The organism is Enterobacter sp. PL1 (assembly GCF_945957325.1).
Classification (GTDB): domain Bacteria; phylum Pseudomonadota; class Gammaproteobacteria; order Enterobacterales; family Enterobacteriaceae; genus Enterobacter; species Enterobacter roggenkampii.
In genome coordinates this window covers 24579-41528 of sequence record NZ_CAMFKT010000011.1, presented here as the reverse complement: position 1 = coordinate 41528, position 16950 = coordinate 24579, and the positions used below count along the sequence as shown (strand labels likewise).

The following is a 16950-nucleotide window of genomic DNA, read 5'->3' as shown; positions in this document are numbered from 1 at the left end:
GCAGGTGTAGCCTTACTTTCTTTTCTTATGCGGTTTTGGTGCGGATCAGGTAGTCAAACGCGCTCAGAGACGCCTTCGCCCCTTCGCCCGTGGCGATAATAATCTGTTTGTACGGCACGGTGGTGCAGTCGCCGGCCGCAAACACGCCCTTCACGCTGGTTTCACACTTGGCATCGATGATGATTTCGCCCATGCGGTTGCGCTCAATCGCCCCTTCCAGCCAGGTGGTGTTTGGCAGCAGACCAATCTGCACGAAGATCCCTGAAAGCTGCACGCTGTGCACGTCGCCGCTCACGCGGTCGCGGTATTCCAGACCGGTGACCTTGCTGCCGTCGCCCTTCACTTCCGTGGTCTGCGCGTTCAGTATGATGTCGACGTTTTTCAGGCTGCGCACTTTATCCTGCAGAACCTGGTCGGCCTTCATGTCTGGCGCGAACTCCAGCAGGGTTACATGTTCAACAATCCCCGCCAGGTCGATCGCCGCTTCCACGCCGGAGTTACCGCCGCCGATCACCGCCACGCGCTTACCTTTAAACAGCGGGCCGTCGCAGTGCGGGCAGTAGGTCACGCCTTTGGTGCGATACTGATCTTCGCCCGGCACGTTCATGTTGCGCCATTTCGCACCGGTGGCAATGATGATGCTGCGCGCTTTCAGCACCGCGCCGGAGGCGGTTTCAATCTGGTGTAAACCACCCTCAACCGCAGCAGGTACCAGCCTGCTGGCGCTCTGGCTGTCGATCACGTCTACGTCATAGTCGCTGACGTGCGCCTTCAGCGCGCCGGCCAGCTTCTGGCCTTCGGTTTTCGGCACGGAGATATAGTTTTCAATGTCCACGGTATCCAGTATCTGGCCACCAAAACGTTCGCCCATCAGACCGGTACGGATCCCTTTACGTGCGGAGTACACTGCCGCCGCCGCACCCGCAGGGCCGGAACCGACAATCAGCACGTCGTAAGCATCGCGTTTGTTCAGCGCTTCTGCGGCACGTTTTTCGGCACCGGTATCCACTTTGGCGACGATTTCCGTCAGCGTCATACGGCCCTGGCCGAATTCCTGACCGTTCAGATATACCGCCGGAACGCCCATCACGTTGCGATCGGTGATTTCATTCTGGAAGGTACCGCCATCAATTGCCGTGTGTTTGATGCGCGGGTTGAGGACCGACATCAGGTTCAGCGCCTGCACCACGTCAGGACAGTTGTGGCAGGAGAGCGAGTAATAGGTTTCAAACTCAAAATCACCGTCGATATCGCGGATCTGCTCCAGCAGCGCCTGCGCCTCTTTCGACGGATGACCGCCGGTCCACAGCAGCGCCAGCACCAGCGAGGTAAACTCGTGCCCCAGCGGTGAGCCGGCAAAACGCGGCCCCAGCTCAGAGCCTGGGTTAGTGATCAGGAAAGACGGCTTACGGACGTTAAGCGAGTTATCCTCTTTGAAGGTCACTTTTGGTGACAGTTCAGCGATCTCTGCCAGCAGTTCCTTGATCTCTGCCGATTTCGCGCTGTCGTCCAGCGTGGCAATCAGCTCAACGGGTTTGGTCAGTTTCTCAAGGTAGGCCTTGAGCTGGGTTTTCATCGTGGTGTCGAGCATGGTTCTTCCCTCTCTTAAAACGTCATCATGCAAGCTGCCTTATACGGGCGGCCTGAATGCAACTTGCATCATGGTGCTGGAATGAAATGGGCGCGGGTGCGCCCATTGATTGCCGGGTGGCTCGTCGTTTACCCGGCCTACGATACTGTAGGCCTGTGCAAGCGCAGCGCCGCCAGGCTTTACAGACTTAGATCTTGCCGACCAGGTCTAAAGATGGCGCCAGCGTTGCTTCGCCTTCTTTCCATTTAGCCGGGCACACTTCGCCTGGGTGAGAAGCGACATACTGCGCTGCTTTTACTTTACGCAGCAGGTCAGACGCATCACGGCCGATACCTTCAGCGGTAACTTCGATAGCCTGGATAATGCCCTGCGGGTCAACAACGAAGGTCGCACGGTCAGCCAGGCCTTCATCTTCACGCATGTTGTCGAAGTTACGGGTCAGGGCGCCAGTCGGGTCACCGATCATCGCGTATTTGATTTTGGCGATGGTTTCAGAGCTGCTGTGCCATGCTTTGTGGGTGAAGTGGGTATCGGTAGACACAGAGTAAACGTCTACGCCCAGCTTCTGCAGTTCGTCGTAATGGTCAGCCACGTCGCCCAGTTCGGTCGGGCAAACGAAGGTGAAGTCAGCCGGATAGAAGAAGAAGACGCTCCAGCGACCTTCGGTATCTTTCTCGGTTACTTCGATGAACTCACCGTTTTTGAACGCCTGGTTTTTGAAAGGTTTAATTTTAGTGTTAATCAAAGACATCTGTACTTCCTCCGTGTTTTCGTTGAGATGTAAGGTAACCAACTTTATCCATCGGGGCTAATGCGTATGCTTTATCAAATCAATCAGCCAAACCTTACAACGCCAACAAGACAACCTTGTGAACGGAACTAACGGAAAGCCTGAACGTAAAAAGGCCGCCCTGGTGGGCGGCCCTGATACCTGAACTTTCCACAGGAACTTTCAGTGCCAGCCTGGGCTGGCGTTGCGTTGCGCTCTACATACCTTATTTCAGGCCGTAACAGCGGTTTGATTACAGCACCGGTTTTCAGTTTGGGCAATGCGTCACGCCGGCATTCCGCCCTATGGCTGTGATAGGTTTTACCGAATAGCCTCCGCGTCTGCCTGACTCAACGAGAGGCTTAATAATGAGAATGAGTTGCAATAAGTGGTCTGCCTGGCGGCCAGAACGAAAGTGACAATAATGAGTCACAGCGAATGTATAACCAATAATGGTTATTTGAGAACAACGCCGCAAGTTTTAAAGATAAAAATATCTTAATAACGGCTGAAGTTCTATTTCAATAATCCAGCCTCGTGATATATTAAGCTCGTATTTAAAACAAATTAAGTAGGTTAATCACAAGGATTGTAAATGATTAACTTCGAACTATAGTTATCAGTAATGTGATGACAACAACACACTCAGGATGATTTATGGCAAATCTTTACGACCTTAAAAAAATCGATCTTAATCTGTTAGTCATTTTTGAGTGCATTTATCAGCACCTTAGCATTAGCAAGGCAGCGGAAACACTCTATATCACGCCCTCAGCAGTGAGCCAGTCCCTGCAACGCCTGCGCGCGCAACTGAATGACCCGCTTTTTATTCGTTCGGGTAAAGGCATTACCCCGACGACAGTGGGGATCAATTTGCATCACCATCTGGAAGAAAACCTTAATAGCATTGAGCAAACCATTAATATCCTGAATAACGCGCAGATCAAAAAGAGCTTTGTCATCTACTGCCCGCAGATTGTGGCCCATGGGCGCTTCGGCGGCCTGCTAAGCTCTCTGCTTGCCGAAGGGAATTACGACATAGAACATAATGATGTGGTCTTATCCCCTGAGTCAGCCGAGGATTTGCTCGCCTACCGCAAGGCCGATCTGGTGTTTAGCTTTGCTCCGGTTAACAGTCGCTCTATCGTCTGTACCCGCTTTATGAAGTTTTCAATACAGGTGGCGTGCAGCAAAGATCACCCCCGCCTCGGCGATAGCGCAACGCTCGAGGAACTCAGCCAGGAAAAATTCACGCTGATGCGCAGTCAGGAGAATGGCATAAAAGAGTTCCAGCTGCAGTCAAACATTCTCCTTCCGGAACGCAATGTCTGTTTCCGCAGTGACTCACTGCTTTCGATTATGAATATTATTGGCGTGAGTGATTTAATAGGCTTTGTACCAACAATATTGTTTGAACGATATAAAGACCATCTCAACCTGAAGAGCATTTCCTTGCCTTTTGAGACTCCGCAATTAGATGTTTATATGCTTTACAATCGCTCAGCGCTAAACAGCAGCGTGTTTTCGAAATTCATTGAAAAAATCGAAGCAGAATAATTTTCGATATTTCCTGAGGGTTTTTTAATTACATTTTGGCAACAAATCCTTTAATGGAAGATCTTATTCTTCCGGTTTCTCCTTAATATCTTTACTATTCATGGTTAATCAGCGTAAATAAAAGCCCCCGACAGTCATACTCAGGAAGAGATTGAACATGTCACTGTATAAATATCCCCTGCAGCTTAACGTGCTGGAGGCCGCGCAGGAGCGCATCGGCTGGACGTTCGCCACCTTTTCCCGCATCTGCGTCTCCTTCTCCGGCGGCAAAGACTCCACCGTCATGCTGCATCTCACCGCGCAAATGGCCCGGGCGCAAAAACGGAAAATCAGCGTGCTTTTTATTGACTGGGAAGCACAGTTCTCCTGCACCATAGAGCACGTTAATGCGCTGCGCGAAGGCTACCGGGACGTCATCGAGCACTTTTACTGGGTGGCGCTTCCGCTGACCACGCAAAATTCCCTCTCACAGTATCAGCCTGAATGGCAATGCTGGGCGCCGGACGTGCGCTGGGTGCGCCAGCCGCCGGAAGGCGCCATCACCGCTGCGGATTATTTTGATTTTTACCAGACGGGAATGACCTTTGAAGCCTTTGTCCGCTCGTTTTCCGACTGGTTTGCCCTGCACCGTCCGGCTGCCATGCTGGTGGGCATTCGCGCCGATGAATCCTATAACCGATTTTTGACCATCGCCAACAACCGCAAGCATCGCTTCGCGGACGATAAGCCCTGGACAACCACCGCGCCCGGCGGGCACGCGTGGTACGTCTATCCTCTTTACGACTGGAAAACCGCAGACATCTGGACATGGTTTGCAAAATCCGGAAGCAGCTATAACCCGCTCTACAACCTCATGTTTCAGGCGGGCGTCCCGCCGCGCTATATGCGCATCTGCGAGCCCTTCGGCCCGGAACAGCGCCAGGGACTCTGGCTCTATCATGTTCTCGAGCCCGAGCGCTGGGCCGCCATGTGCGAGCGCGTCAGCGGCGTGCGCAGCGGCGGCTTCTACGCCGGGCAGGACAACCACTTTTATGGCCACCGGAAAATCCTCAAACCCGATCACCTCGGCTGGCGCGACTACGCCATGCTCCTGCTGAACAGCATGCCGCAAAACACGGCTGAGCATTACCGTAATAAAATCGCGATCTATCTGCACTGGTATCAGAAGAGAGGCATGCCGGATATCCCAGAGACGCAGGACGGCGATATCGGCGCCAAAGACATCCCCTCATGGCGCCGTATTTGTAAGGTATTACTTAATAATGACTACTGGTGCAGGGCGCTGTCGTTCAGCCCGAATAAACCTAAACATTATCAGCGCTACAGCGAACGAGTGAAGGCGAAGCGCAAGGAGTGGGGCATTTTATGCAACAAAGAATAATTACCGAGATCGAAACGTACCTTCAGTCACTTTGCGAGGAGGATCGGATTACTGCCATCAATGCCTTTCGCGAAGCGATCCATAAAAACAGCCCTTTTCGCGAGCAACCGATAGACTGCGTTCTCTGGATCAAACAGGACGCGATTATCGCTAACGACTACAACCCCAATAACGTTGCCCCTCCGGAAAAACGGCTGCTCAGCAAGTCGCTCGAACTCGATGGATTCACCCAACCTATTGTTGTGACGGAAAGTGAAGCCCATCACTACGAAATTGTGGATGGCTTTCATCGCCACGAAATCGGCAAAAATCGGGCGGCGTTGAAGCGTCAGCTCAGAGGATATCTCCCCGTCACCTGCCTGCGCCAGCACCGGCAGGATAAACATGACCGTATGGCCGCCACGATTCGCCACAATCGGGCGCGGGGTCGGCATCAAATCAACGCCATGTCAGATATCGTGCGCGAACTGGCACAGCTCGGCTGGAATGATGAGCGAATAGGCAAAGAGCTGGGCATGGACAGCGATGAGGTGCTGCGCCTCAAGCAAATCAACGGTCTGCTGGAGCTGTTTGCAGACCGCCGTTACTCAGAAGCGTGGACGGTGAAATAATCAGAGCGTGTTCAAACGCTCCGCCGCCGCCAGCAGCGTCGATTCCTGCTTCGCAAAGCACAGGCGGATCAGCCTGTGCGGGAAGGGATCGGCGCAGAACACCGACAATGGAATGGCGGCCACGCCGACCTCTTTCGTTAGCCACTGGCAAAAGCTGACGTCGTCCAGTTCGGAAATCGCGCTGTAGTCGGCGAGCAGGAAATAGGTTCCTTCAGACGGCAAAATTTCCAGGCGGCTTTGGCTCAGCGCCGCCACAAATAGATCCCGACGTTCACGATAGAAGTGCGGCAGCTCGCGGTAATGCGCGGGTTCCGCGCGCAGCATATCCGCCAGCGCCAGCTGAGCCGGCGTGTTCACGGCAAACGTCAGGTACTGATGCACTTTGCGCAGCTCAGCGCTGATGGCCGCCGGGGCCACGCAGTACCCTACCTTCCAGCCAGTCATATGGTAGGTCTTACCAAACGAAGAGACGGCGATAGCACGCTCGCGAAGCTGCGGATGGGCCAGCACGCTGGCATGCCCTTCCTCAGCAAAGCAGATGTGCTCGTAGACTTCATCGCTCAGGACGTAAATTTCCCGTTCGGCGATAGCCTGCCACAGCGCGGCAAAATCGGCTTTTTGCCACACCGTCGCCGACGGGTTATGCGGCGTATTCAGGATCACCAGACGGGTTTTGTCACTCAGCAGCGCAGCAAACGCCTGCCAGTCAGGGCGGAAATGCGGCGGCTGGAGCGCCACGCGTTTCACCACGCCGCCGGAGAGTTCAACCGCAGGCGCATAGCTGTCGTAGCTCGGATCAAAGCAGATGACTTCATCCCCCGCGCGCACCAGCGCGGTGATGGCCGCGTACAGCGCTTCGGTTGCCCCTGCCGTCACCGTGATGTCGGTGTTCGCATCGGGCTTATGGCCATACAGCTCCGCCGTTTTGTCGGCAATCGCTTCCCGCAGCGCCTGCACGCCCGTCATCGGCGCATACTGATTCGCCCCCTGCGCCACGTGATACGCCAGACGCGCCTGCAGATAAGCCGGGCCGTCGAAATCCGGGAACCCCTGAGAAAGGTTAATGGCGTTGTGCTGCTGCGCCAGGGCGCTCATCTGCGTAAAGATGGTGGTACCGAGGTTGGGAAGTTTACTTTGCGGAATCAAGGCGTTAATGCTCATTGTGTTGTGCCTGCTTGTAATACTTATGTTGCTGCCACTATAACACGATGTTAGTCTTTGGCAATCAAGACGCTTAGACGTCTATACCATATGAATATTCCTGGCCGAGAGGGTAAAAGGAAAATGACAGACAACCTGCAACTCACGCATCTGGTCGACGCCTGCCGCTGGATCGGTGCCAAAGGCTGGGCGCCCGCTACCGGCGGTAACATGTCGGTGCGTCAGGACGAACATCTCTGCTGGCTCAGCGAATCCGGCAAAGACAAAGGTAGCCTCACAACCGATGACTTTCTGCAGGTGGAGATCGCCACCAACCGCGCGCCGTCCGGTCGTAAACCGTCGGCGGAGACCGGTCTGCACACGCTGATTTATCGCCTGTTCCCGGAAGCCAACGCCGTGCTGCACGTTCACACGGTTAACGCCACGGTGCTGTCGCGTCTGGTCAAAGAGGCCGAGCTCACCATCAGCGGCTTTGAGATGCAAAAATCCCTCACCGGACAAACCACGCATCTGGACACGGTGGCTATCCCGGTCTTTGATAACGACCAGGATATCGACGCCCTCGCCTCACGCATCGCTCATTACGCCCAGGAACGGCCGCTTAATTATGGTTTTCTTCTGCGCGGTCATGGCTTAACCTGCTGGGGACGCGACGTGGCCGAAGCCCGGCGTCATCTGGAAGGATTAGAGTTCTTATTTGAATGCGAAATGCGTTTACGACAACTGGAGAGAGTATGATTCGCGCGATTGTGACGGATATTGAAGGGACCACCAGCGATATTCGTTTTGTCCATGATGTTTTGTTCCCCTACGCGCGTGAGCGACTGGCGGCCTTCGTGACCGCGCAGCAGTACGCCGAGCCGGTCAAATCCATTCTGGACAACCTGCGTGATGAAATCGCTAACCCACACGCCAGCGTCAGCGAACTTATCGACGCCCTGTTTGCCTTTATGGATGAAGACCGTAAATCCACGGCACTTAAAGCGCTGCAGGGGATCATCTGGCACGACGGCTACGTTAACGGCGACTTTACCGGCCATCTCTACCCGGACGTGCTCCCGGCGCTGGAAAAATGGAAAGCGCAAGGGATTGATCTCTATGTTTATTCCTCTGGCTCCGTCGCCGCGCAGAAACTGTTATTTGGCTACAGCGACGAAGGTGATATTACTCATCTGTTCAGCGGCTATTTCGACACCCATATCGGCGCCAAGCGCGAGGTGCAGTCTTATCAAAACATTGCGGCGCAAACGGGCATTGCCCCGTCGCAGATCCTGTTCCTCTCCGATATTCATCAGGAGCTGGACGCGGCTGAACAGGCAGGTTTTCGTACCCTGCAGCTGATTCGCGGCGATGATGACGGTGCAAGCCACCACCATCAGGTCCACCAGTTTGACGAGATTAACCCGGAGCAGATCCCTTCATGAGCGCATTGACCATTTATTCCGACAAAGATGCCAGTCAACACCAGTGGCACAGCACCGACGCCGCCGAGATTGCCCAACAGCTCAACGCGAAAGGCGTGCGGTTTGAACGCTGGGCGGCGGATCGCGATTTAGGACACGATCCCGCGCCTGAAGCCGTGATCGAGGCGTATCAACATGCGATCGACAAACTGGTGGCAGAGAAGGGTTACCAGAGCTGGGACGTGATCAGCCTGCGCGCCGACAATCCGCAGAAAGACGCGCTGCGCGCGAAGTTCCTGAACGAACACACCCACGGCGAAGACGAAGTACGCTTTTTCGTGGAAGGCGCGGGCTTGTTCTGCCTGCACATCGGCGATGAGGTATATCAGGTCTTGTGCGAGAAAAACGACCTGATCTCCGTGCCCGCGGGCACGCCGCACTGGTTTGATATGGGCTCAGAGCCGAACTTTACCGCCATTCGTATTTTCGACAATCCGGAAGGCTGGGTTGCCCAGTTTACCGGTGACGCAATTGCGGATGCGTATCCACGCCTGGCCTGATCTTTTCTCCCTCTCCCTGTGGGAGAGGGTCGGGGTGAGGGCACCAGCGCGCACTAAGCGTTAAGCCCTTTCACATACTCCACCAGCTGATCCAGCACAATCCCCCACCCTTCGTGGAAGCCCATCTGCTCATGCTGCTCGCGGATTTCCTTCGTGGGGTGGCGCGCAATCGCCGTATAGCGGGTTTTGCCCTCCCCGACGTCTTCCAGCAGCAAAATTGCCGTCATAAACGGCTTCTCGGCCGGTTTCCAGCCTTCGGTATAGCCGTCGGTAAACACCACCTTTTTTCCCGGGTCGATTTCAAGAAACACGCCCCGGTTATCCATCCGCTGGCCGTCCACCTCAAACACGGTGTTGAACCGCCCGCCCACGCGCAGATCGAGGTCGCAGTCGAGCACCTTATGGGGAGCAGGAATGAAGAAGTTTTTGATGTGTTCGGGCGTGGTCCAGCAGAGCCACAGGAGGTCGCGCGGTGCGTCCACCACGCGCTCCAGTTTTAAGTCTGTTTCAGGGTCGAGCGTCACGATGTTGTCCTCTTAAGGGAGCCCCTTAAAGGATAGCCGGACTCAGGCAAATTTCCCTTCTGCAACCTCTTCCGGCGTGACCACGCCCGTATCCAGCACCCAGCCGCTAATCAGCGAGGCTGGGGTCACGTCAAACGCCGGGTTGTAGACCTTCGCGTTTTCAGGTGCCCACTGCACCGCGCCAAAGCTTCCGGCGACGCCCGTCACCTCGCTGGCGGCGCGCTGCTCAATCGGGATCGCTTCGCCGTTCGGGCAGTCCGGGTCGAGGGTCGTTTGCGGCGCGGCCACGTAGAACGGAATGCCGTGGAATTTTGCCAGCACCGCCAGGGAGTAGGTGCCGATTTTGTTCGCCACGTCGCCGTTGGCCGCAATGCGGTCTGCGCCCACCCACACGGCGTCGACCTGCCCTTTCGCCATCAGGCTGGCGGCCATGGCGTCGGTAATCAGCTGATACGGCACGCCCAGCTCGCCCAGCTCCCAGGCGGTCAATCTACCGCCCTGCAGCAGGGGGCGGGTTTCATCCACCCAGACGTTGCTGACGTTTCCTTCCTGGTGCGCGCGAGCAATCACCCCCAGCGCGGTGCCGACGCCCGCCGTTGCCAGCCCGCCGGTGTTGCAGTGGGTCAGCAGACGGCTGCCGGGCTTCACCAGCGCGCTGCCTGCGCTGGCAATCGCGTCGCAAAGTCGTTTGTCTTCGTCAATCAGCCGCAGCGCTTCGGCCACCAGCGCCGGAACAAAATCTTCCTGCCACAGCGCCCGCTTCATGCGGTCGAGGTTGTTCATCAGGTTCACCGCCGTCGGGCGGGACGCGCGCAGGGTTTCCAGCGCAACCGCCAGCTCGTCGCGGCTTTTGCCGTTTTCCGCCAGCAGCGCCAGCAGCAGGCTTGCAGAGAGACCGATCAGCGGCGCGCCGCGCACCCGCAGGGCGTGAATATGTCCTACCAGCGCCTCTACCGTTGAGGCATCCAGCCAGCGTTTCTCCTGCGGAAGGGCCTGCTGGTCGAGAATAAAGAGCTGATTATCCGCTACCCGCAGGCTGGTCGTCTGTAATGTCTGCATGTCGTTAATTCCCTGTTGCGTTGTTGTAGCACATTGTGTCAGGATGAAATCCAGATGTATAGACGTCTACATGTCTTTATTAGCAAACCCGTGAGGAGCAGGCCATGTCGCAATACCGTACCTTTACCGCTCAGGACGCCGTGGAATATGCCAGGCAGTTTGGCGGCCTTGACGATCCTTCATCGCTGGTGGAGGCGCAGGAGGTAGGCGACGGCAACCTCAATCTGGTGTTTAAAATTTTCGACAGCGCGGGCGTGAGCCGCATCATCGTCAAGCAGGCGCTGCCCTACGTGCGCTGCGTCGGCGAGTCCTGGCCGCTGACGCTGGATCGCGCCCGTCTGGAGGCGCAAACGCTGGTCGCGCACTACCAGCACAGCCCGCAGCACACCGTGAAAATCCACCACTTTGACCCGGAACTGGCGGTAATGGTGATGGAAGATCTCTCCAGCCATCGCATCTGGCGCGGCGAGCTGATCAAAAATAATTATTACCCGCAGGCGGCGCGTCAGCTGGGTGAATACCTCGCGCACGCGCTGTTCCACACCAGCGATTTCTTCCTGCATCCGCACGAGAAGAAAGCGCAGGTGGCGAAATTCATCAACCCGGAGATGTGTGAGATCACCGAAGATCTGTTCTTCAACGATCCGTACCAGGTTCATGAGCGCAATAACTACCCTGCCGAGCTGGAAAATGACGTCGCCGCGCTGCGCGACGACGCCCAGCTGAAAATTGCCGTGGCCGCCCTCAAGCACCGTTTCTTTTCTCAGGCTGAAGCCCTGCTGCACGGAGACATTCACAGCGGCTCGATTTTTGTGGCCGACGGCAGCCTGAAGGCCATCGACGCCGAGTTCGGCTATTTTGGCCCGATGGGCTTTGATATCGGCACCGCCATCGGCAACCTGCTGCTCAACTTCTGCGGCCTGCCGGGGCATCTGGGCATTCGTGATGCCGCCGCCGCGCGCGAGCAGCGCCTGACCGATATTCAGGAGCTGTGGAACACCTTCGCGGAGCGCTTCCAGGCGCTGGCGCACGAGAAAACGCGCGACGCGGCGCTCAGCGCGCCGGGCTATGCCTCCGCGTTCCTGAAAAAGGTCTGGCATGACGCCATCGGCTTCTGCGGCACCGAACTCATTCGCCGCAGCGTCGGGCTTTCCCACGTCGCGGATATCGACACCATTCAGGACGAGGCGATGCGCCACGAATGCCTGCGCCACGCGATAACGCTCGGCAAGGCGCTGATCGTGATTGCCGAGCGTATCGACAGCGCGGAAGATCTGGTGGCGCGGGTGCGGCAGTACAGTTGAGAACGTTTGCCCGGTGGCGCTGCGCTTACCGGGCCTACGAGAGCAAAATGTAGGCCGGGTAAGGCAAAGCCGCCACCCGGCAAAAACTCACCCCAGATACTCAATTACCGACAGCCCGCCGTTATAGTCCGTGCTGTAGATAATTCCCTGCGCATCCACAAACACGTCACACGACTGAATCACCTGCGGGCGATTCGGGCGGGTATCCATCATTTTCGCCGGCGCGGCGGGCACCAGCGCCCCCGTTTCAACCGGCCGATACGGATTAGAGATGTCATACGCGCGCACGCCCGCATTCTGATAGGTGGCAAAAATCAGCGTTGAGCTGACAAAGCTTCCCGGCCGGTTCTCGTGCAGGTTGTGCGGGCCGAAATGCGCCCCTTTCGCCACGTAGTCGATTTCATCCGGCTGCGGGAAGGTAGAGATGCTGACCGGGTTCGACGGCTCGCGGATATCAAACAGCCAGATCAGCTTCTCGCCGTCTTCCTGGTTATCGAGCACCGCTTCGTCCAGCACCACCAGCAGATCGCGGTCCGGCAGCGGCAGCGCGGTGTGCGTGCCGCCGCCAAACGGCGGACTCCAGTTACGGTGGCTAATGAGCTTAGGCTGGGTACGATCCTTCACGTCCAGCAGCGTCAGGCCGCCGTCGCGCCAGCTGCCGTACGCGGTATCGCCGGCAATAATCGCGTGGTGCAGCGCGTAGCGTTTCCCTTCCGGCCAGTTAGGCTTCTCCCCTTCTGCCTGATTCATCCCCGGCAGCCACCAGCGCCCTGCCACCTCAGGCTTACGCGGGTCGGCCAGGTCAATCGTCAGAAAGATGTAGTCGGTAAAGCCGTCAATAAGCGCCGACACGTACGCCCAGCGGCCCCCGACGTACCAGATGCGGTGAATGCCAATGCCGCTCAGCGGCAGAAAGCCGATTTCACGCGGCGCGTCCGGCGTGGAGATATCAAACACGCGAAGCCCGGCGCTCCAGCCTTTGTCCTGCACGTCGCTGACGGTCTCGCCCACCTGCCGGGTGTAGTAGACCTTCTCGTCGGCAAAACGCGCATCGGCAAACAGATCCCGGGCGTTGATGACCAGCAGGAGATCGTCATGCGCCTGGAGGTGCACGTTCCAGGTGCCCGGCGGCGCGGGAACATAGCCCGCGGGTTTCGGGTTTTTCGGGTCGCGCACGTCTACTATCGAAAAGCCCTGCGACACCATATGGCCGATCCAGGCGAAACCGCGGTGCACCATCAGCTGCACGCCGTCCGGGCGACCGCCCTGATCGCTATGGCCAATCAGCCGCATATTGCGGCTGTATTCGGGAGGGGGTAAATGAGTCACCTTGAGCTCCTTTCGCCGGGTGGCGGCTGCGCCTTACCCGGCCTACCAAACCGTAGGCCCGGTAAGCGCAGCGCCACCGGGCATTATTTTGACCTGGCTTCCAGCGTCGCAAACCACGGCGCGATAAAATCTTCCGTCTGGCCCCAGCCCGGAATGATTTTCCCCAGCGACGCCACGTTCACCGCGCCCGGCTGGGCGGTCAGCAGCGCCTGCGGGATAGCCGCGGCTTTAAAATCGTAGGTGGCCGGGGTCGGTTCACCGGCAATCTTGTTCGCCACCAGACGCACGTTCGTCGCGCCAATCAGCTTCGGATCCACCGCCACGCTCACCTTCCACGGGCTGCCCGGCTCGCGCATCAGCTGCAGATCCTGATTGGAGATGTCGATGCTGTAGAGTTTGATCTCGGTACGGCCGTTCTCCTTCAGCGCCTTATACGCGCCCTGGCTGAAGGCGTCCCAGGTTCCCCAGATGGCGTCGATTTTGCCTTTCGGGTATTTCGCGAGGATCGCGCCCACCTTGTTGGCGGTGTCGCCCTGCACGTCAGAGGAGACCGCGCCGATAGACTCCAGCTCTTTGATGTCCGGGTACTGTTTTTGCAGCTCTTTATACGCCACCTGACGACGCTCCATCGGCGGGAAGCCCGCTACCCACAGCTTGACGATATTGGCCTTGCCGTTGAAATCTTTCGCCAGCTGGCCGAAGGAGAGATTCGTCAGAGAGGCATCGTCCTGTTGGGTAACGGTCACGCCTGGAATCTCGCCGTTGACGGCGGTATCAAACACGGCAACCTTAATTCCGGCGTCCACCGCCTTCTTCACCAGCGCGGTGGAGTACGGATCGCGGCCCTGAGACAGGATAATCCCGTCGTACTTCTGGCTGATGGCCTGGTTCACGAAGTCCTGGAATTTGGCGTCGTCCCCGTTGCTTAAAAAGGTGCTGACCTTAAAGCCAAGCTTCTTCCCTTCCTGAATGGCCCCGGCAATAAACTGCGTGGTGTTGTCGTCTGAGCCGAGGTTACGGATCACCGCGATGCGGATCGGGCCGTCATGGTTGGCAATGGCCGCCGGGAGCGGTGCGGGCGTGGCCGCGAAGCCAGGCAGAGCGGTGAATAACCCTAATGCCACCAAAGAGAGTGCAATCTTTTTCATTTTTTATCCCGTTGTGTTGTCAGCGTTTTTGTATGTAGGTAATCGCCAGCGCTACCGCGAGCACCAGCCCTTTTATAATGTCCATGGCGTAATACGGCACGGAGAGCATCACCAGCCCGTTCGACAGCACGCCGAGAATCACCGCCCCCACCAGCGTGCCCAGGGCATTCGGCTTGCCGGATCCGGCCAGCGAGAAGCCGATCCACGCCGCCGCCACCGCATCCATCAGGTAACCGCCGCCCGCGTTTACCTGCGACGAGCCAATGCGCGAGGCCAGCAAAATCCCGCCCAGGCCCGCCAGCAGGGAGGCAATCACGTAGGCCGCCACCTTGTAGCGGGTGGTGCGAATCCCCGAGAGACGCGCCGCTTCCGGGTTACCGCCAATGGCGTACATCCGGCGTCCGTGAGTGGTCAACGAGAGGCCAAGCTGCGCCAGCACCGTCACCACCAGCATGACGATCACGATAGTCGGTACCTGTCCCAGCAGGCTGAACGTCGCAGGGATGGTGCCTTCCGCCATGTCGCCGCTCGGCAGCACCATGTTCTCGGTAATCGACCCGCCGTAGCTGTAGGTCATCGCCACGCCCTGGATCACAAACAGGCTGGCCAGCGTCGCGAGCATGTCCGGAATGCGCAGGATGACGATCAGAAAGGCGTTAAACAGCCCCACCAGCGTGCAGAGCGCGAGGGTGATCAGAATCGACTCGGTGGTGCCAAAGCCGTGCCAGACGAAAAGGGAAATCACCAGCGCGTTCGCCAGCGACGCGGTAGACCCCACGGAGAGATCGAACCCGCCGATGGTCAATGAAATCGACACGCCGATGGCAATCACCGTCACGATGGCAATCGAGCGCAGAATATTGATGATGTTGTTCGGATCGAGGAAGCTGTCCGACACCAGGCCAAAGACGGCCACCAGCGCGACGACGGTTAACAGCATGCCCCACTTGTAGAGAAAATCGAAAATCTGCTGACGGCCAGACGCCGTCGCGTTTACTGAAAGGGCCTTGCTCACGACGCCGTTCCTCCGGTTGAATAATAAAGTAGTGTCTCTTCACGGGCCTCGGCCCCGGCGATCTCCGCCACGATGCGCCCGTCCCACAGCACGCAGATGCGGTCGCACAGCCCGACCAGTTCGGCAAATTCGCCCGAGGCGTAAATCACCCCTTTGCCCTCGCGCGCCAGGCCGTCTATCAGCTGGAACAGATCGGTTTTGGCCTTCACGTCCACGCCTTTGGTCGGCTCGTCGAAGATCAGCACGCTCGCGTCATTGCGCAGCCACTTGCCGATGGCGACCTTCTGCTGGTTGCCGCCAGATAAGCGACGCAGCACCTGTCCCGGCCCACGCGCACGAACGCCGACGCGGGCGATCACCTCCTCCGCCCAGCGCCACGCCTGACGATGGCCGAACAGGCTCCAGCGCGAGAAGCTGTTATCGGCGCACACGGCAAGGTTCATGCTTACCGGCTCGTCGATAAAAATGCCCTCTTTGCGCCGCTCTTCCGGCACCAGCGCCAGGCCGCGCAGCACCGAGTCCGCCGGGTCGCGCGGTTTCCAGTCCTGATGGTTCAGCTCGCCGTTCGCGACGCGGCTTTTGCTGGCGCCAAACAGCGCCTTACAGAGTTCGGTTTTGCCCGCGCCCGCCAGCCCGGCAATGCCGAGAATTTCGCCCTTGCGCAGGTGCAGCGAGATATCTTTCAGCAGCGCGTCGTCGTGCAGCCCTTCAACCCGCAGCAGCGTTTCGTCGCCGTGCGGCGGCCGCGCGGGCGGATAGATATCGCTCAGCACGTGGCCGAGCATCTTCTCGACGATCGCTTCGCCGCTGAGATCGGCCATCGGGCCGGACTCAATCAGCTTGCCGTCGCGCAGCACCGTCAGGGTGTCGCAGATGGCCTTCAGCTCGTGAATACGGTGGGAGATAAACACCACGCCGATGCCCTGCTGCTTTAACCGTCTCACCACGGCAAACAGGCGCTCGCTCTCGTGCGCGTCCAGCGGCGCGGTGGGCTCATCAAGAATGAGAAAACGGCAGTGGTGTGACAGGGCGCGCGCCAGCAAAATCTGCTGCTTTTCGGCAAGCGTGCAGCTGTCGATGGAGCGGCGAACGTCCAGAGAAACATCCAGCTGCGCCAGCGCCTGTCTCGCCTGCTGGCGGACGGCGCGCCAGCTGAAGCGATGCCCCGGCTGCGCCAGCTGGTCGAGCATGATGTTCTCGGCGATGCTTAATCCCGGGATCAGCGCCACGTCCACCTCCTGCTGCACGAGGTGGATCCCCAGCCGTTTGGCGTCCAGCGGCTCGCGGATGCTTACCGGCTGGTTATTGATGGAGATTTCGCCTTCATAGTGGTCGTGCGTCCCGCACAGCACCGCCATCAGCGTCGATTTCCCCGCGCCGTTGGCGCCGGTCAGCGCATGTACCGATCCGCCGGTTAAGGTGAAGTTCACGCGCGACAGCGCCTGAAAGCCGGAAAAGGCCAGGCTGATACCGCGCATCTCAAGGCGACTGGAAACCATCCGCGTAAATCCTTCATAACTTTTCTGATTTATCGAATT

The 16950-nt window shown here is 57.8% G+C and carries 16 protein-coding genes; 7 read left to right on the top strand and 9 right to left on the bottom strand.

Features of this window, described 5'->3' with window-relative positions; genetic code table 11:
- Positions 1-25: 25 nt before the first annotated feature.
- Together ahpF and ahpC are read right to left on the bottom strand one after the other, a co-directional pair.
- A complete protein-coding gene (gene ahpF / locus N6P30_RS11915) occupies positions 26-1591 on the bottom strand; it encodes an alkyl hydroperoxide reductase subunit F (protein ID WP_023293041.1) in 1566 nt (521 codons plus the stop codon).
- A gap of 187 nt (positions 1592-1778) precedes the next feature.
- On the bottom strand, positions 1779-2342 hold the full coding sequence (gene ahpC, locus N6P30_RS11910) for an alkyl hydroperoxide reductase subunit C (protein WP_008501015.1): 564 nt from the start codon (positions 2340-2342) through the stop codon (positions 1779-1781).
- Between the two features lie 675 nt (positions 2343-3017).
- Here ahpC and citR point away from each other — a divergent pair.
- From citR to N6P30_RS11895, 3 genes are all read left to right on the top strand, one after another.
- Positions 3018-3917, top strand: coding sequence for a DNA-binding transcriptional repressor CitR (gene citR / locus N6P30_RS11905; protein ID WP_023293042.1), 900 nt, complete (start codon positions 3018-3020; stop codon positions 3915-3917).
- A gap of 157 nt (positions 3918-4074) precedes the next feature.
- On the top strand, positions 4075-5298 hold the full coding sequence (locus N6P30_RS11900; RefSeq protein ID WP_023293043.1) for a phosphoadenosine phosphosulfate reductase: 1224 nt from the start codon (positions 4075-4077) through the stop codon (positions 5296-5298).
- The gene (locus N6P30_RS11895) at positions 5283-5909 is read left to right on the top strand and encodes an IbrB-like domain-containing protein (RefSeq protein WP_023293044.1); all 627 of its coding nucleotides are present in this window, start codon (positions 5283-5285) and stop codon (positions 5907-5909) included. The genes N6P30_RS11900 and N6P30_RS11895 overlap by 16 nt, the downstream gene beginning before the upstream one ends.
- Here the strand turns inward: N6P30_RS11895 and N6P30_RS11890 are convergent, their stop codons facing one another.
- Positions 5910-7070: a pyridoxal phosphate-dependent aminotransferase gene (locus N6P30_RS11890; protein ID WP_032663967.1), complete on the bottom strand. Its 1161-nt coding sequence runs from the start codon at positions 7068-7070 to the stop codon at positions 5910-5912. It abuts the gene before it with no gap.
- Positions 7071-7193: 123 nt separating this feature from the next.
- Here N6P30_RS11890 and N6P30_RS11885 point away from each other — a divergent pair, with 123 nt between their 5' ends.
- Genes N6P30_RS11885 through N6P30_RS11875 form a run of 3 tightly spaced genes read left to right on the top strand, consistent with a single transcriptional unit; the run spans position 7194 to position 9033 of the window.
- Positions 7194-7808 (top strand): methylthioribulose 1-phosphate dehydratase, encoded by a 615-nt coding sequence (locus tag N6P30_RS11885; protein ID WP_008501010.1) that lies wholly within the window; start codon positions 7194-7196, stop codon positions 7806-7808.
- A complete protein-coding gene (gene mtnC, locus N6P30_RS11880; protein ID WP_008501009.1) occupies positions 7805-8494 on the top strand; it encodes an acireductone synthase in 690 nt (229 codons plus the stop codon). The genes N6P30_RS11885 and mtnC overlap by 4 nt, the downstream gene beginning before the upstream one ends.
- The gene (locus tag N6P30_RS11875; protein ID WP_023293046.1) at positions 8491-9033 is read left to right on the top strand and encodes a 1,2-dihydroxy-3-keto-5-methylthiopentene dioxygenase; all 543 of its coding nucleotides are present in this window, start codon (positions 8491-8493) and stop codon (positions 9031-9033) included. Before mtnC ends, N6P30_RS11875 begins: the two co-directional genes overlap by 4 nt.
- Positions 9034-9086: 53 nt before the next feature.
- Here N6P30_RS11875 and N6P30_RS11870 read toward each other — a convergent pair whose 3' ends face one another.
- Complete coding sequence (locus N6P30_RS11870; protein WP_023293047.1) at positions 9087-9557, bottom strand: SRPBCC family protein; 471 nt, start codon at positions 9555-9557, stop codon at positions 9087-9089.
- Positions 9558-9599: 42 nt separating this feature from the next.
- Positions 9600-10616, bottom strand: coding sequence for an S-methyl-5-thioribose-1-phosphate isomerase (gene mtnA / locus N6P30_RS11865; protein ID WP_023293048.1), 1017 nt, complete (start codon positions 10614-10616; stop codon positions 9600-9602).
- Between the two features lie 104 nt (positions 10617-10720).
- Between mtnA and mtnK the strand changes: the two genes are divergently transcribed.
- Complete coding sequence (gene mtnK / locus N6P30_RS11860) at positions 10721-11920, top strand: S-methyl-5-thioribose kinase (RefSeq protein WP_032663969.1); 1200 nt, start codon at positions 10721-10723, stop codon at positions 11918-11920.
- 87 nt (positions 11921-12007) lie between these two features.
- On the opposite strand, the gene N6P30_RS11855 is transcribed toward mtnK, so the two are convergent.
- From N6P30_RS11855 to N6P30_RS11840, 4 genes are all read right to left on the bottom strand, one after another.
- Positions 12008-13249 carry an LVIVD repeat-containing protein gene (locus N6P30_RS11855; RefSeq protein ID WP_023293050.1) on the bottom strand — a complete coding sequence of 414 codons (1242 nt, stop codon included), beginning with the start codon at positions 13247-13249 and terminating at the stop codon, positions 12008-12010.
- An 83-nt stretch (positions 13250-13332) separates the two neighbouring features.
- The gene (locus tag N6P30_RS11850; protein ID WP_021242602.1) at positions 13333-14397 is read right to left on the bottom strand and encodes a sugar ABC transporter substrate-binding protein; all 1065 of its coding nucleotides are present in this window, start codon (positions 14395-14397) and stop codon (positions 13333-13335) included.
- A gap of 19 nt (positions 14398-14416) precedes the next feature.
- The gene (locus N6P30_RS11845; RefSeq protein ID WP_023293051.1) at positions 14417-15412 is read right to left on the bottom strand and encodes an ABC transporter permease; all 996 of its coding nucleotides are present in this window, start codon (positions 15410-15412) and stop codon (positions 14417-14419) included.
- Positions 15409-16911, bottom strand: a complete 1503-nt coding sequence (locus N6P30_RS11840) for a sugar ABC transporter ATP-binding protein (protein WP_023293052.1) — start codon at positions 16909-16911, stop codon at positions 15409-15411. The genes N6P30_RS11845 and N6P30_RS11840 overlap by 4 nt, the downstream gene beginning before the upstream one ends.
- Positions 16912-16950: the final 39 nt, after the last annotated feature.